Genomic DNA, 15,962 nt, shown 5'->3' on the forward strand with positions numbered 1-15,962 from the left:
GATGACGTGAGTGCGTTCAGGCGACCTTGCCGTCGGCCGCCGGCACGATCCGCATCGCGCTTTCACCCAGCAACGGCGCGATATTGGCGCGGGACAATTCCATGACGTCAGGCAGCGCCTGACGGACTTGCTGGCCGACCGCTTCGTGCGCGCCGAGGAAGTTCAGCAGGAACGTCTCGAAGCTATCGCCGACGAGGAACTGCGACGGCGACAACAAGAGCTGTTCGCTGACGCCAAAGTGCGCGAACAGGCCCTGGAACTTGTCCTGGTAGGTGATCGCCGCGACCGGCGTTCCCTGCCCCAGCGCCGCAATCGCCAGATGCATGCGGCCGGTGATCACGCCGTCGACCAGACCCACCACGGCCTTGATCTCGCCCGCCGACAGCGCCTGATCGACGTGGTGCACGCGATCGCCGAGTGCGGCCTCGAGGCGGTCGGCCAGCGGCCGCAGACAATTGTCGTCGGCGATCTCGGGGCGATAGTCGTGTGCCAGCAGCACCCAGCTTGCATCGTGCTCGCGAGACAGAAGCTGCATGGCGTCCGCCGCAAGCTCGATCATTTGCCGCAGCTTGGCCGGCTCCGGCTTCTTGAACAACATCGGATGGATGTTGAAGACGAAGACCTTGCGGCCCTGCTCGCGCTGCCGCGCTATCCTGGCCGCGATCTGCTTCACCGCGGCCGTATCCGCCCGCGGCGTCAACATGAAGGCCGCATCGGTGACCAGATGGGCGCGCTTCCTGGCGAAATCGTCGAACCGCCGAAGGGATATCGCATCGCGCAGGTTCAGGACCACGCCCGGATCCAGCAGTCGGAACACTTCGCGCAACGCTTTCGCCGGGCGGGAGTTGAAGCTGAAACCGAGCACGCTGACCTTGGCGCCGAATGCCGCCATCAGATCGGCAACGAGCAGCATGCGCGCGGCATCCACCGGAGAATAATAGCCGTCGAGCACGTCGGCCCCCAGGATCAGCCCGAAATCCGGCCTGGTGAGCGACAGCTCCTGCGCCACCGTCTCGTAGGAGAACGGCTGTCTCCACAGCTCGAGCGGCTTGAAGCCCATCGCGCGCACGTCCGCGCTGGCCGCTGCGGTCGCGGTCACGATGTAGATCTCGAGATCGGGATAGGCCCGCTTCACCGCTCCGGTGGCCGCTTCGATCATGGCCTCGTCGCCGCGCGACTGATGGACGCTCCAGGGATCTGAGGGGAGCACGACGAGCCGGCGCGGATTGTTGCGCGGCGCGCCGTTGACGCCGACGTCCTTCCGCGCGATCTGCCACCTGCGCAGCTCGAGCAGATCGAGGGCCAACGGCGTATTCTTCGCGCTGTTGAGCCAGCCTCGCAGCTGCCTGCGTACGGGCACGGGGATCAATTGCTTCACGACTTCCTCCTCGTCTGCATCAAGCGGTCGCACCGCGCTTCACGACGAAATCGATCAGGGACAGGACCTGCTTGCGCCAGAGCAGCAGCAGGCCCGTCAGGTAGGTCACCCCAAAACAGGACGACAGCAGTCCGATCCGCAAATAGGGGTTCATGCCCGGCGTCGCCTCCCGGCACAGCACGACCGCGCCGTAAGCCAGAACGATCGCACACAGGCAGCCCGCAATGGGACGCAGAAACTGGCCCCAGCTCAAGCCCAGCAGCCGGAGCGCCAGCGCGAATGTCACGGGAGTCACCACGAGCTGCGAGAACGCGAAGATCGTGGCCAGTTGGCCAATGTCGCGCGACGGCAGCAGGAACATCGCCGGCACGACCGCACAGAACTTCAGGATATTGAGCAGAAAGACGTAGTTCGGTTTGCCCAGCGCGCCGAAATAGGCGCTGTTGACGAACTGCACGGTCTGGACCGCGCCGATCAGCATCAACGGCCGCATCACCGCTTCGCTGCCGGCCCATTTCGCACCGAACAGCAGCAAGGAAAACTCCGGCGCGATCGCCGCGAGGAGCACAAAGACCGGAGATCCGACCAGCGCGCCGAGGCTGACGCTGCGCAAGTAGGCAGCCGCGATGCGGTCCCGCTCGTGCGCGATCCTAGACAATGCGCTGAGCGCGACGTCCATGACCGCCTGGGTAAGCAGCTGCATCAGGATGATGTAGACCCGCGCACCGACCGTATAGATGCCAAGCGCCGCAACGCCATAGAGCGTCAGGATGATCATGTCGATGGTGCGAACGATGGCGAAATCCAGCAGCCTGTTCAGCACGACGTGGATGCTGTAGCCCGAGAGCTCGCGGAAACTCTTCATGTCGTGGCCGCGCATCGGCAGCCAGCGCGGCTGGCTCCAGAGCCACAAGCCGCTGATCGCGCTCTGAACGACCACCTGGATCACGAGGCTGAGAGCGCCGAACCCGGCATAGGCACAGGCGATTCCCACGACGCCGGAGACGGCGGTTGCCACCATGGTCCTGACCGCAAGCACGCGAAAATCCATCTGGCGCTTGTAAAGCGCCTCCTGAAACAGGGTCGCGGTGCCGATCGGAAGCGAAAGACTGGCGGCCGTCAGCAGCGGAGCGAGCCCCTGCACGCCGAGCCAACGCTCGATATCTTGCGCAAGGAGGGCAATCAGAACCGCCAGAAGCGTCGAAGCGGCGAAGGAGTAGAAGAAGGGCAACGTCACGTCGGCGGGCGTGAGCGTCCGCCGCTGGATCAACGCGTCACCGAAGCCGAATTCCGCGATGGAGCTCAGGAGCAGCAGGATGAAGGCAACCAGCGCGGCCAGGCCGAAATCGGCCGGGTTGAGCAATCGCGCCAGCACCAGGAACAGCACGAACGACAACGCGCGGCCGCCCCAATTCTGGGCGAGCGACCAGAACAACGCCACCACGACCTGATGTTGTTTGCCCGGCTTGACGTTCATCAACAATTCGACCCAATTCCGACAGATCCAACCACAATCGCAGGCTAGATGACGTGGCATGAATGCTGCCGCGCGTCACCGTCTTCGGTCACTGCGGAGCAGTGATTGCTCCGGACATTACGACGGAGTGATGGCAACCAGATGAGTGCCGTCACGATTCCGATTTAGAGTGGAAGTGAGTTCAAATCGTGGACTACACTTCAATCGACCTTTGCGATGTGATGCAAAATGGATGCCTTGATGAATTCGCCTGCTCAGCGTTCTCTCCGTCACTCCAAGCGTTTGCGGGTGGCAATCTACGCACCGCACTTTGCAGAATATTCCTATCGGCTCGCCTCGGGATTGGCTCACCATTGCGACGTTCGCCTCGTGCTCAACCGCAAGGATGCCAATCAGCAATGGGAACTGGCCGATATCGCCGTGGCCGCTCCCTTCGAGACCCGGGTTCGCGACCTGAGCCTGCGCCGCGGCGGCGCGATCGGCATCCCGGCCTCGTTCCTCGACATAATTTCATTTCGTCCGGACGTGATTCATTGTCACGAAGTTCCGGAAATCTACACGTCCAAGCTGATCCAGTTCCTTCGTCCGCTCGGCATTCCCCTGGTGTTGACCGTTCACGATGCGATTCCGCATTCGGAAGGCGGCTCGGGCACCTCGCCACGTGAGGACGGCTGGCGTGGACGCATGCGCGCGGCCGCATCAATCGTCACGACGCATGGCGAAAGCTGCATCGCGGATTTTCGCCGCGCGTCCCCTGACTTCAAGGGCGACACGGTTTCCAGCATGCACGGCGTGCTGATGGTTCCGCCGGGAGGAGGCGCGATCACCGCGCCCGAATCCGCGCGCATCCTGTTTTTTGGGCGGATGTGGGCATACAAGGGCCTCGACGTCTTCATCGACGCGATCGACATGTTGAACCGGCGCGGCGTGGCCCACGAGGCGATCGTTGCCGGCCGCGGCCCGGAGATGACGCGGCTCGGCGCGCGGATGGAGGCGATGCCGACCGTCAAGACGATCAATGACTATATTTCGCCAGGGGATACCGGGCGGCTGTTTCAATCCGCCACGGTGGTTGCCCTGCCCTACAAGGATGCAACGCAGAGCGGCGTGCTTGCATCGGCTTACGGCAATTCCCGTCCCGTCGTTGCCAGCGCCACCGGCGGCATCCCCGACGTCGTCACCGACGGCGTCAACGGACTGCTGGTCCCGCCGGGCGACGCCGTCGCATTGGCCGATGCGCTCGAGCGCGTGCTGACGTCGAAGTCCCTTGCCGCGACACTGACCGATGGCGCACGGCAGACCGCCGCCGGCATCTTGAACTGGGACCGCATCGCCGAGCAATTGCTGGGGTCCTATCACAGGCTCGCCGGCCGCACCGTGAGCTGACGGCGACGGCACGCGCGCCTCAAGCTGATTGCCCGACCTTCAGCGGTCGAAAGAACATGCCCCGGATCGCCCCGTCCAACAGGCGCCTCAGCCTCACCTCGATCAGCTCGTAGCTGATCGCGCTCGCGACCATCGATAGTACCAGCCCGAGCGCGATGAAGGCAGCCCACAGCAGCCAGCGGTCGACGCCGGCAGCGACCAGCTTCAGGCCGATCACCTGCAACGGGAACAGCACGAAGGGATGCACGAGATAGAGGCTGTAGCTGATCTTGCCGACATATTGCAGGGCCGGCGCACTCAGAGCCTTGCCGAGGCCCGACTCCGGGGCAAGCGCCATGCCGAACAGCAGGAAGCCGGGCAGCAGCCCACGAACGGGTGAAACAGCACCAGGCTCGCAAACATTGCTGCTCCGCAAGCAAGCCCCGCGATCAAGCCGAGACGCCCCGGAATCGAGATACGAAAGCCGGTGGCGCTGAACAGCATGCCGATGCAGAAGAAGGCCGTGATCGGCCAATGCAGAAGACAGGCGACGCCCAGCAGGATCAGGGGCGCCGTCAGCAGCCTGCCGCCGCTGCGCCACATGGAGAATGTCAGCGCGAACCAGATGTAGAATGCCCATTCGTAGGTCAGCGTCCAGGCATTCTGCTGGGCAATGGGCAGGCCAAGCGCGTCCTGCACGAAGAACAGGTTGGCGGTGAAGATGGCGAGATAGCTCGGCAGATCGATGCCCCGGAAGAACTTGTAGGCGACGATCGGACCAATCGCGAACAGTGCGAGATGCAGCACGACGAACACCGGCATGATGCGCAGGACGCGATCGAAGAAGAACCGCGGCAGCGACCCGTGCCGGACCAGGCTCGCCGGGATCAGAAAGCCGCTGATCATGAAGAACAGCTCGACACCGTGCCCGCCGACATTGATCACCGATTGCAGCCAGGCCCAGAGCGGCGGCAGAAATCCGGGATTCGGGATGTCGTACATGCCGCCCTTCGGCATGTCGTAGAAATGATCCATCAGCACGCTCAGCGCCGCGATGCCGCGCAGCCCCTGGACCGACGGGACGAACGATCCGTCATAGGCCGGGCCCGCCTGGTGCGGAAGCCTGGTCACTCAGCGGCCCCTTGAGTGCTGAGCGCAGGCTCGATGACCACCTTCTTTCGGCGCGCCGAGCGGAACCGGTGCCCATAGGCAATACTGGGCTTCTCGACGAACAAGAACGTCATCCAGCTGACGGCAAGCGACAGCGCCAGTGTCAGCAGCAGGAACAGCGACCATCCGAGCGGTCCGTCGCCGAACCAGACGAGGCGGTGGACGAAGACGATCACGAAGGGCGACATCAGGTAGACCGAGTAGCTGATCACGCCGACGAACGCCATCGGGCGCCACGCCATTCTCTCCCCGAACACGGCAAAGCCGATGAAGACCAGCGCGGCGCAGACATAGGCCGCTCCGATCGAATAGCTGTAGAAGAAATTCTCGTGATACACGCCGCCGAACCGCCGGTCGGACAGGGTGACGGCGAAGATCGCATACAGCAGCGTGCAGACGGCCACGTGGCTCCATCGCAGCTTCCCGCCGATCACGGTGTCGCGAATGATCTTGCCCAGGAACATCGCCGACAGGTTCAACCCCACCTCCATCACCGAGGAAACGGTCCTGTTCTCCACCATCAGCGCAGCGCTGGTTCCGACCAGCGCGGCCGCAACCACGATCGCCACCGCCGTGAAGCGCTGATTCAGCAGCCCCATCGCGAACAGAATGGTGCATCCGACGTAGAACAGCAGCTCGATTGCCAGGGTCCAATAGAACACCCAGAGGTTCGGGACGTTCACGAAGGTCTGCAGCATCGTCACGTTCGCAGCGACCTGCCCGAGCGGATAGACCTTCGAGTCCAGCAGATACATCGTCACCAGCCCGATGACGAGCGAGGTCCAATAGGCCGGATAGAGCCGGAAGAAGCGGCTGATCGCGAAGTCCCGCACCGGCGTGGCGCTGTCGGGAAAGCTGAACGGAATGACGAAGCCGCTGACAAAGAAGAACAGCACCACGCCGAACCGGCCGAAGTTCATGTAGTAGCCGAACACGTCGTGGATGGGCCAGTAATAGGCGCCCGTCGGATGCTTTTCGACGATCACCTCGAACACGTGCTGGACCAGGACCGCCAACACGGCAATGCCGCGCAGCGTGTCGATGAATGCGAGCCGTTTATGCATCGTTCGTTCTCACCTGCTTCCGCTCGCCGCCGGCATGTCCGGGCGGAAGCCTTCCAATGGCGGCAGCGGCGGCTTCATGACAATTGGCACGGTGTCGCCCGCCCGTGCGGAGGCCGCGCGCCGCGAAAATACCTCGCTGAAGCTCAATGCGATGATCAGGAGACCGGATGCCGGGCCGTAGTTCAGCACCGTGATCGTGAACAGGTTGACGATGAAGATCAGCGTCAACTTGTACACGTCTGTCGCTCCGAACGTTGCCCGGAACACCATCACCATGAACGCGACAAAGGGCAGGCCGAACATCAGGTAGGTCCCGATGTAGAAATTGTCGACGGGCACCCAATACGCCGCGAGCGGCGAGAACAGCTGTTGCGGATAGTTGAAGCAGCCCGCGCCGCAACCGGTCACCAGGCCGACCGGCATGAGCTGGGTCAGGTAGATGAACGGCTTCTGCCAGCTGTTGTTGATGCGATCGAGGATGCTGAAGAGGGTCGAATGCGGCACCGCCGCGGTCCCCGAAGCGACCACGATCATGAAGAACGGCACGAAGATCGAAGCATACGACCACAGCGCAATGGTCCGGATCGCGGGAAAGCGCGATCTCTCCGGCAGCATCCGCACCAACACCAGCAGGATCAAGTAGAGCACGAGGACGATCATGGTCGTCTTGCTGGTGGTCAGCTTGGTGGCATAGATCGCGATGGAACCGAGCAGGAGACACCAGGTGGTGCTCATGCGAATCGACGTGATCGCGAACGACACCAGGATGAAAAAGGCCGCCATGGTGTTGTCGGCCGCAAAGCCCATAAGGCGCTGGTCGTCGCCGCCATAGGCCCACCACAATCGGCCGGCCTCGCGGACTGCGCCGAAAGACTCGTATTTGTAGCCCACCCAGGGCATCAGGTAGAATTTGGTCAGGAAAACGCCGATCACCGACAGATAGAAGGTCACGGCGATGACCGACAGAAGCTTCTTGTATGAGCCGAGGCTCGAGTCGCAGAAGCAGAATCCGACGAACACCGGCAGCATCATCTTGAACGACGAGACCGCTGCGTTGACCGTACCCAGCATGAAATACCCGAGCACGAGCGACAGCATGATCTGCACCAACACCAGGAGGGCCAGGGTACTGCGATTGCGCAAGATGCAATGGACGAAGAACTGGATCAGGCACAGAATCGCAATGGCGTCGGGCAAGTACCAGAGCGCGTTCATGTGATAGATGCTGGTGTAATAGCGGATCACGCCGCCAAAGGCGTCGCGGACCAGATAAGCGCCGAGCGCGATCGCCTCGATGTTGAGGCTGATCAGCGTCATTCTGGGCTGCTGCAGCGCGAGCATCGTCATGTGCGGCTCAGTTCGTCAGCCGCGCCGAGCGCGCGGGAGCCCCCGCGAAATCCCGACGGCTTCCGAGCGCATTCCGCATCAACTTGCCGCCGGGAATTTCGATGTAGAGATAAGTGAAGTGCGAAACCGCCAGAACCGCGGCCAGCGAGACCACGAGGTTCAACGTCGCCGGCAGGCCTGCCCAGACCGAATCCAGCGCGGCGATCCGCCCTGCCCCCACGGCCCGCACGAAATATTCGGCGAGCAGCACCACGAGCGCGTGCACCATATAGATCGAGTAGGAACGTTTCCCGAGCCAGACCAGCGGCCCGGCTACCAGCATCCGCGGCACCAGCAGCGCATCCGGAAAGGCCAGCAGGCTGCCGAGGAACACCGCGAACGTCACGGGCGCGAGGAAGGTCGATGCAGGACTGGTCTCCGCCAGGGACACCAGCACGATGCTGGCCGTCATGGCGGCGAATTGCAGCGCGCCCTGAACCGCGGGGCCCGGCCTGGCCGGCAGGCGATCGACGATCCTGACCGTGAGCACGCCCAGAAAGAAGCTGACGAAGCAGCGCAGGATACCGAAGTCGGTCTGAAGCCCGAGGCTCCTCTTGTCGAGCACGAAGATGATGAAGACCAGGCTTCCGATCGCAAGCGCGCCGCAGAGGACGTAGAACAACAACAGGGAGCGCAGGCGCTGGGCGAAGAGGACGACCAGGCCGAACACCAGGTAGGTGTAGAATTCGACGCTGATGCTCCAGCTCGGCGCGTTCCAGCTGAGATAGTCGATCAAGCCCATCGAATGCAGCAGCAGGACATTGAGACCGAAGGAATAGGCATTGTTCACTTCGAAGGCCGCCGGCGCGGCCACGACGACTCCCGCCATGACCAGGCTGATGCGCAGGAGGCGAAACAACAGATTCGCCATCAGCATGACGATGTGCAGCGGATAGACCCTCGCCAGGCGCCGCACCATGAACTCGCGCAGCGAGAAGCGTCCGAACTCGCTCTCGACGTAGCTGAGCGACATGACGATGCCGCTGAGAACGAAGAACAGATCGACCAGCAGCCACGAGCTTCTGAAGAACGAGCAGTTGATCCACGCATTGTGCGGGAACGCCGCGAGGAACGTCGGCATCAGCAGCAGATGGTGAATCACTACCGACGTCGCGGCGATGCCCCGGATGCTGTCGAGCGGCAGGACATGCGCCTTCTCACGATGAACCAACTCCGTCACATCAACATTCCCAGCTATTGCACCGCAGTACTGTGTATCAGGACTCGCGCGCGTTCAATCTCTGCGATCGCGGACTCGCATTCGGCGCATGACGGTCGACGATAATTTCAACGCTCGCAGTTCGTCCGGACATGCGAGCGCCAAGTTCACGCCACTTTTTGTTTGAGACCGCCGCGCATCGGCGCGCAAATCAATTCGGCCGGGATCATTGCGAGCATTTGCGTACAAAGTGTGCGCGAAATTCGGCGGTGTTGCGATGCAGGCCCGGCGCACGAGATGATTTTCTGGCTTGAGTTATCGCTGCGAAAAATTTTCTCCGTGCCGGGAACAAATGAAGCGCGGCGCGACTTGTGTCGGTTCTGCGACACGCCGGTCCGCGAGTGCCCGATATGTTTTCAAGTTGCAACATTCGTGAGCGCGACATGCCGATCTCGCAGGCATTGTAATCCACGTCTTTGCAACCGGCGCAAAGTCGCAGAGCATTTGCTCGTCATCGACGATCGTGCGCCAGCTTTTGCGCCGCACAAAAAGATGACACAGTTACCTGACAGGTTTCGCCTGTTCTCTCATTGCAACAGAAGCAAGGAACACGGATGGGCCGCGGACTAACACGTCGTCATGCACAACCGCGATGGCTATCGACCGTCTTGATAGGTTCTGCGCTGATCGTGTCGAGCGTCGATGCTTGCCGCGCTCAGTGCGTCGAATTTTCGGCCCGTGCCTCGCAACTGGAACTCGACACCTTCGTCAAGTCACCCTCCTCGCTTCTGGAGCGGCTGCGCAATGACAAGGAGAAGCTGAGATTTCAGCTCGCGACCTATCTCGCCACGAATCCGTCGGTGTTGCCGTCGGTGCAGACGCTGATCTCTTCATCGGCCTCGGCCGACCGCTCCTCCATCGGTGCCGCACTGCGCATTGCCGAAGGAAGGTGCACGTCGACGAAGCCGGAGGCTGCACGCAAGATCAGGGATTTCGTGCAGCGGATCGGTGATCTCAACGTGCAAGCAGGTTATTCCGCCGCGGGAGACGACGCCTCTGGCATCCAGATTCAATCGCAAGCCAAGAGTTCGACGCAACCGCCCCGGGGAGGGGCGCTACTCGACGGCGAATGGAAGACCAAGCTGGCCAATCCCTTCAAACCCGTCCCCCTTCCGAACTGATCAGCGACCGTCAGAGGCAGCGAAGCAAACCAATGTACCAACCCAGAGAACATTTCCAGTCGGGACACCGATTCGGCATCGAATTCGGCGGAGCGGTCCTCAGCTTCGAGCGCGTCACGGACGTCCTGCGCCGGCAATGGCCGGTCATCGCGGCCTGCACCGGAGCTTCGCTGGCCCTGGTGATGGTCTATCTGGCGCTGGCGCAACCGATGTACACGGCGAACGCCCGCATCATGATGGACACGCGTCAGGCGCAGGTGCTGGACAAGGACAGCAACGCCAGCAGCGCGCTCATCGACACCGGCTACGTCGACAGCCAGGTCGAGGTCATCAATTCGGACGACCTGATCCTCTCGGTCGTCCGTCGCCTGAAGCTGACGGAGGATCCGGAGTTCAATGGCTCCAATCCGGGCCTGCTGTCCATCGTCCTCGGCAAGGTCATGTCGCCGTTCGGCTCCCGCGAGCCGCCGTCCCAGGAGCGGCTCGAACATGCCGTGGTCGAGACGGTTCAGAAGAGCCTGAGAACAGAGCGCGTCCTGACGACGTATGTCTTGTCGTTGAATTATCGCGCGCGAAGCCCCGATAAGGCCGCCAAGATCGTCAACGCCATCGCCAATGCCTACCTCGTTGGCGCGCTGGAAGCCAAATATCAGTCCACCAAGCGGGCAACCGAATGGCTTCAGCAGCGCAGCATCGAGCTGAGCGAGCAGGCAACCGCCAGCGACCGTGCCGTGCAGACCTTCAAGGCCGAAAACAATATCGTCGGAACCAGCCGCGGCCTGATGTCCGAGCAGCAATTGTCGGACCTCAATACCCAGCTGGTTCAGGCGCGGGCGTCGACGGCCGAAGCCAAGGCTAGGCTCGACCGGATCACCGCGATTTCAGACCAGGACGTCGCACAATCGACGGTGACCGACGCTCTCAACAACTCCGTCATCACCCGCCTGCGCGCGCAATATCTGGATCTCCAGGCCCAGTATGCCGACTGGTCGAGACGCTATGGCAAGCAACATCTTGCGGCGGTCAATCTGGCCAACAAGATGGAGGAGCTGCGCAAGAACATCGCCGACGAGCTGCGTCGGATCGGGGATGCCTATCGCAGCGACTATGAGATCGCAAAGAGCCGCGAAGCCTCGCTCGAGAAGAACGTCAAGGAGCTCGTCGCGCAGGCCGGCGATACCGGCCAGGCCGCAGTCAAGCTGCGCGACCTCGAGAGCGCCGCGGACACCTACCGCAACCTCTACAACAATTTCCTCGAGAAGCTGCAGAGCGCGACGCAGAATCAGAGCTTTCCGCTCAGCGAGGCGCGCCTGATCAGCACCGCCACCAAGCCCGAACGCAAGAGCTCGCCGCGCACGGTGCTGGCGCTGATGGGAGGCCTGGTCGGCGGCCTCTGCCTCGGTTTCGGTGTCGCATTCGGGCGCGAACTGCTCAGCGACGTCTTGCGGACCCCCGCCGAGGTCGAGGACGAGCTCGGCGTCAAGTGCCTCGGCGTCCTGCCCGACATTCGGCCGCCAACGACGACCGGCGCGTTGCTTTCGACGTCGGCGAAGACGAGCTCGGCCGATCTGTCCCGCTACGTCGTCGATCATCCGTTCTCGCGGTTCGCCGAGACGTTGCGCAACATCAAGGTGTCGATCGACGTTGCGCGCCTGACCCGCGAGATCAAGGTGATCGGCATCGTGTCTTCCCTGCCCAAGGAAGGAAAAACGACGGTGGCGGCCAACTTCGCGCAGTTGATCGCCCTCACCGGACATCGCACCGTCCTGATCGACGGCGATCTGCACACGCGCTCGCTGACCCGAGAGCTTGCCCCCAACGCCCAGAGCGGACTGGTGGAGGCTCTCAGCGATCCGGCGAGCCTCGGCTACCATGTGCAGCGAAGCAAGGAGACGGGCCTGGATTTCCTGCCCTCCGTCGTGGCGTCCCGCATGGTCAATTCGGCCGACGTCATTGGATCGAAGGCGATGGCCGAGCTGCTCAAGGTGCTGAGAGAGCACTACGAGTACATCGTGATCGACCTCGCCCCTGTGATGCCGGTGGCGGACTCGAAGGCCGTCAGCCTCCTGATCGACGCCATGGTCTACGTGATCGAATGGGGGCAGACGACACGAAGCGCCCTACAGGAGTCGGTCTCCGGATCGGAAGTCCTCCAGAAGAAACTGCTCGGTGCCGTGCTCAACCGCGCCAACCCGAAGATGCTCAAGCGCATCGAGGCGTACAAGGGAAAGCACCACAACAGCTACTACGTCGAGCATACCTAGGCAGAGGCGCGGCGCCGCGCCCAGCCGAGCTGGAACGACCGCGGGCCCGTTGCCATTTGGCAGCGGGCCTTTTTTCGTGCATTACGGAATTGTTGGATGAAGGCGATCGATCGCGCCTTCGCCTGAGAGACCCGCGCTTGCGCCAAGCCGACCCGAACCTGCTCCGGTCTCCGTATTCGTCCGGAATCCACAACTTGCAGTTATTGCTCTAGCCAAAAGCAAGGATTGACGAAGACGGCGACGGCTAGGACAGTGCGTCAATTGGCCAACGTTCATCGATAAGACGAGACAATTCGGTCTTCGACGCCTCAAAATGCCGAAACTTTGGGCACCTATCTTTCCGGGTTCCCTGAGGCTAATCTTGGCTCATATTTGTAGTTCCTTTCCGGCGGGCTCGGAATGCTGATCGTCCTCACGATTTTGACTATTTGGGTGCTGCTCAACATCCTGTTCGTGTTGATCGTGGTTCCTCCACGCAAGGCGCGTCGGCAGCCGATGGCGACGCCGACACTCTCACCTGCACCCATCGATCCGAGCCGGCGGGAGATCGAGCAGGACGAACCGTTCTCGATCCGCCATGTCATCGTCTCCGTTGCGATGGGGGCCTTCTTCGTGCTGGTGCCGCCGCTGCTCGCCTTGCGGGATGCAATCATGCGGCTCTTCGGCAGGTCGAGACGGGACGGAACCTGAGTTCCGGCGCCTGCCGCTTCAGATCATCGGGTAGATCATCGGGCCATTGAGCCGTCAGTAGGCTTCCTGGAACATCACCGCGGACGCCGTGCGCGCCATGATCTTCAGGTCGAGCCAGATGCTCCAGTTGCTGACGTACCAGACGTCGTACTCGACCCGCTTTTCCATCAGATCGATCGTCGGCGTCTCCCCTCTGAACCCGTTCACCTGGGCCCAGCCCGTCAATCCCGGCTTCATGTGGTGCCGGTAGACGTACTTGCTGATCAGCTCGTCGTAATAATTGTCATGGGCCAGCGCATGCGGTCGCGGCCCGACCAGTGACATATCCCCGCGCAGCACGTTCCAGAGCTGCGGCAGTTCGTCGATGCTCGTCATGCGCAGGAAGCGCCCGATCTTGGTGACCCGGGCATCCCGCTTTGTCGCCTGGGCGATGGTCTCGCCGTTCTCGCAAACGGTCATGGTTCGGAACTTCCAGATCTCGAACGGCCTGCCGTTGAAGCCGCGGCGCGACTGCCGGAATATGACGTTTCCGGGGGAGTCCAGCTTGATCAGCACGGCAACGGTCAGCAGCAGCGGCGTCAGCATCACCAGCGCGAACACGGCCACGCCAATGTCGAGGCAGCGCTTCTGCAGCCGCTCAAGAATAGTGAGAGGCGGCCGCTGGATTTCGACCGCGACGGTTCCACTGACGGGCAGGAAGGGACGGGTCACGAGATCAGCGACCGGGTCGTCCGGCAGCAGGCGTATGGGCTGTGGGACCGCGCGCAAATACGGCCCCAGCTTGCGGAGCATCGGCAATTCGTTCCAGTCGATCGCCAGCAGATATTCGTCGACGTCGGCCGAACGCGACTGACGGATCACGTCACGGATCTGGCGCTCCCAGTGGCCGTCGTCCCGATCGGCTCCGAGCACGAAATGGCGCATCACGTCGAAGCCATTCCTCCGCAGGTCCTTGAAGCGGCTCGACGTGAAGTCGAGCGGCTTGAGGCTGAGCAGGATCACCTTGCGGTCGACCAGCCGGCTTCGCGCAAAGCTCGTGCCGAACACCGCCTGCCAGACGAAGCGGAGGCTGATCAGGCCGAGCCCGCCGATCACAGCAAACACGATGACGGTGCCGCGCGACAGATTGTCCGTCGATTTCAGCAGGAAGGCCGCAACGGCAAGGATCGTCAGCGACGTCAGCCAGATCATCACCGCCTTCCGAAGCTGCCAGACGACGTTGAGCAGACGGTGGGTGGCATAGACGTCCCGGAAATAGGCGACCGCGACGAACACCACGCCGACAAACAACCCTGCTCCCACCGAAGCGCCGTCATTGGGCGACGCGACGGCTGCGCCGTACAACGAAGCCCCGGCGGCATAGCTCAACAAGATCAGCAGAAAGTCAGCCGCCATGACGACGATCTGAAATGGCCTCTGAAGAGAGCCACCGCGCGTCGACGACAGCGTGTGAGCGTTTTCAGAACCATAAGTTGCAACAGCCATTCGAACCTCTGCTTATCGTAGAGAGTGCCTGACGCTCATCGTGATGCTGAAGACTCGTCACTTCCCCGCACGGAAAGTGTTGAGTGATCGCAGCGACATTGTGGCGCTGCACGCAAAACTTTTGCGGCGCAAGGATCGTGTGGCGCGTTGAAATGCGCGGCGAAATTCGTCGCGCTGAAAATGTCGTCACACTGATGACATAGGAGCGAACGCGTTGCCCTATTTTGAATCAAGTTCCACATCCGACGCGATAGCTGATCGTTGCGCGAGCGTCTCGCCGCCCATCTTTCAGGCGACGCAATTGCTCGATGAAGGCTCGCCGGGCAGTTGCGAGAATTTCTACGGATTTCTATCTGGGCGTGCGCCTTGGAAATTCGATTCAGGCATGCAATTCCGGCCGAGCGATCATTCGCGTTGCCCGCATCGGCGGTCGGCAAAAACTGCCGCGCCCTTCTTTTGGCGTGATCGAGCCGGAGAACAGTGACGCTCCCTCGCCGAATGCACGCTGTTCGTTGGATGGAAGCTCCTGGGTGCCGGCGACTTGGGGAAATTTTTCGACCACCCGATCGATTGAGCGCCATGATATCTCTCGCCCGACCACGTCCGCCCGCTCCCAAACCGCAATTGCCGGAGGGAGTCCGAATCTATGCGATCTCGGATATTCACGGATGCGCGCATCTGCTCCAGCCCATGTTGCGCGTGATCGACGCCGACGTCGCCCGCAGCCGGCCGCGCTATGCGGTCGAGGTCTTCATGGGCGATTACATCGATCGCGGCCCGGATACGCGCGCCACGCTCGATGTCCTGGTCGAACGGAGCCGTCGTGGAAACGCGGTCTTCCTCAAGGGAAACCACGAGGCGTTCCTGGTCAGCGTGTTCGAGGACCCTTCCCTGTTCGAGGATTGGATCGCCGTGGGCGGCGCCCAGACGTTGATGTCCTACGGGCTCCCCCCGCCGGACCTGAAGCGCGACGAGCCCGCATCGATCATGCGCGATCTGATCCGGGCAATGCCCACCGAGCATCTGGAGTTCCTCGACAATCTGCGGCTGAGCTTTAGCTGCGGGGACTTCTTCTTCGTTCACGCCGGCGTTCGCCCGGGCGTTCCGCTGGCCGAGCAGGCCGAGCGCGATCTGCTCTGGATCCGCGAAGACTTCCTGAGGAGCGAGCAGCAGTTCGGCAAATATATCGTGCATGGTCACACGCCGGTTCGCAGCGCCGAGTTCCTGGCGAACCGGGTCAACATCGACACCGGCGCCTATGCAACCGGCAACCTGACCCTGATGAGTATCCAGGGCAGCCGCATGCTCGCGGTGTGAGACGACGAGGGCTTGCCCGCTACAGG

General features: G+C 62.1%; 13 protein-coding genes. 5 read left to right on the forward strand and 8 right to left on the reverse strand.

Annotation, left to right across the window (positions count from 1 at the left end):
* Positions 1–16 precede the first annotated feature (16 nt).
* Both WI560_RS25655 and WI560_RS25660 read right to left on the reverse strand, forming a co-directional pair.
* The gene (locus tag WI560_RS25655) at positions 17–1,378 is read right to left on the reverse strand and encodes a polysaccharide pyruvyl transferase family protein (RefSeq protein WP_375305418.1); all 1,362 of its coding nucleotides are present in this window, start codon (positions 1,376–1,378) and stop codon (positions 17–19) included.
* Between the two features lie 19 nt (positions 1,379–1,397).
* Positions 1,398–2,855 (reverse strand): lipopolysaccharide biosynthesis protein, encoded by a 1,458-nt coding sequence (locus WI560_RS25660; protein WP_375305419.1) that lies wholly within the window; start codon positions 2,853–2,855, stop codon positions 1,398–1,400.
* A gap of 288 nt (positions 2,856–3,143) precedes the next feature.
* Between WI560_RS25660 and WI560_RS25665 the strand changes: the two genes are divergently transcribed.
* Positions 3,144–4,241 carry a glycosyltransferase family 4 protein gene (locus tag WI560_RS25665; RefSeq protein ID WP_375305420.1) on the forward strand — a complete coding sequence of 366 codons (1,098 nt, stop codon included), beginning with the start codon at positions 3,144–3,146 and terminating at the stop codon, positions 4,239–4,241.
* A 19-nt stretch (positions 4,242–4,260) separates the two neighbouring features.
* Here the strand turns inward: WI560_RS25665 and WI560_RS25670 are convergent, their stop codons facing one another.
* From WI560_RS25670 to WI560_RS25690, 5 genes are read right to left on the reverse strand one after another with little or no spacing between them, the layout of a single operon-like run.
* A complete protein-coding gene (locus tag WI560_RS25670; protein WP_375305421.1) occupies positions 4,261–4,578 on the reverse strand; it encodes an acyltransferase family protein in 318 nt (105 codons plus the stop codon).
* Complete coding sequence (locus tag WI560_RS25675; protein ID WP_375305422.1) at positions 4,539–5,351, reverse strand: acyltransferase family protein; 813 nt, start codon at positions 5,349–5,351, stop codon at positions 4,539–4,541. The genes WI560_RS25670 and WI560_RS25675 overlap by 40 nt, the downstream gene beginning before the upstream one ends.
* Positions 5,348–6,454, reverse strand: a complete 1,107-nt coding sequence (locus WI560_RS25680; RefSeq protein WP_375305423.1) for an acyltransferase family protein — start codon at positions 6,452–6,454, stop codon at positions 5,348–5,350. Before WI560_RS25680 ends, WI560_RS25675 begins: the two co-directional genes overlap by 4 nt.
* A gap of 9 nt (positions 6,455–6,463) precedes the next feature.
* Positions 6,464–7,801, reverse strand: a complete 1,338-nt coding sequence (locus tag WI560_RS25685) for a hypothetical protein (protein ID WP_375305424.1) — start codon at positions 7,799–7,801, stop codon at positions 6,464–6,466.
* Between the two features lie 7 nt (positions 7,802–7,808).
* Positions 7,809–9,020 carry an acyltransferase family protein gene (locus WI560_RS25690; RefSeq protein WP_375305425.1) on the reverse strand — a complete coding sequence of 404 codons (1,212 nt, stop codon included), beginning with the start codon at positions 9,018–9,020 and terminating at the stop codon, positions 7,809–7,811.
* A 668-nt stretch (positions 9,021–9,688) separates the two neighbouring features.
* Here WI560_RS25690 and WI560_RS25695 point away from each other — a divergent pair.
* The 3 genes from WI560_RS25695 (at position 9,689) to WI560_RS25705 (ending at position 13,134) form a co-directional block, all read left to right on the forward strand.
* Positions 9,689–10,180: a hypothetical protein gene (locus WI560_RS25695; RefSeq protein ID WP_375305426.1), complete on the forward strand. Its 492-nt coding sequence runs from the start codon at positions 9,689–9,691 to the stop codon at positions 10,178–10,180.
* A 32-nt stretch (positions 10,181–10,212) separates the two neighbouring features.
* Entirely contained in the window at positions 10,213–12,444 is a 2,232-nt protein-coding gene (locus WI560_RS25700; RefSeq protein WP_375305427.1) for a Wzz/FepE/Etk N-terminal domain-containing protein, read from the forward strand.
* A gap of 399 nt (positions 12,445–12,843) precedes the next feature.
* Positions 12,844–13,134, forward strand: a complete 291-nt coding sequence (locus tag WI560_RS25705; RefSeq protein ID WP_375305428.1) for a hypothetical protein — start codon at positions 12,844–12,846, stop codon at positions 13,132–13,134.
* Positions 13,135–13,188: 54 nt separating this feature from the next.
* Here the strand turns inward: WI560_RS25705 and WI560_RS25710 are convergent, their stop codons facing one another.
* A complete protein-coding gene (locus tag WI560_RS25710; RefSeq protein ID WP_375305429.1) occupies positions 13,189–14,619 on the reverse strand; it encodes an undecaprenyl-phosphate glucose phosphotransferase in 1,431 nt (476 codons plus the stop codon).
* Between the two features lie 579 nt (positions 14,620–15,198).
* Between WI560_RS25710 and WI560_RS25715 the strand changes: the two genes are divergently transcribed.
* The gene (locus WI560_RS25715) at positions 15,199–15,936 is read left to right on the forward strand and encodes a metallophosphoesterase (RefSeq protein WP_375308910.1); all 738 of its coding nucleotides are present in this window, start codon (positions 15,199–15,201) and stop codon (positions 15,934–15,936) included.
* Positions 15,937–15,962 lie beyond the last annotated feature (26 nt).

Source organism: Bradyrhizobium sp. A11 (genome assembly GCF_042077125.1).
GTDB lineage: Bacteria > Pseudomonadota > Alphaproteobacteria > Rhizobiales > Xanthobacteraceae > Bradyrhizobium > Bradyrhizobium japonicum_B.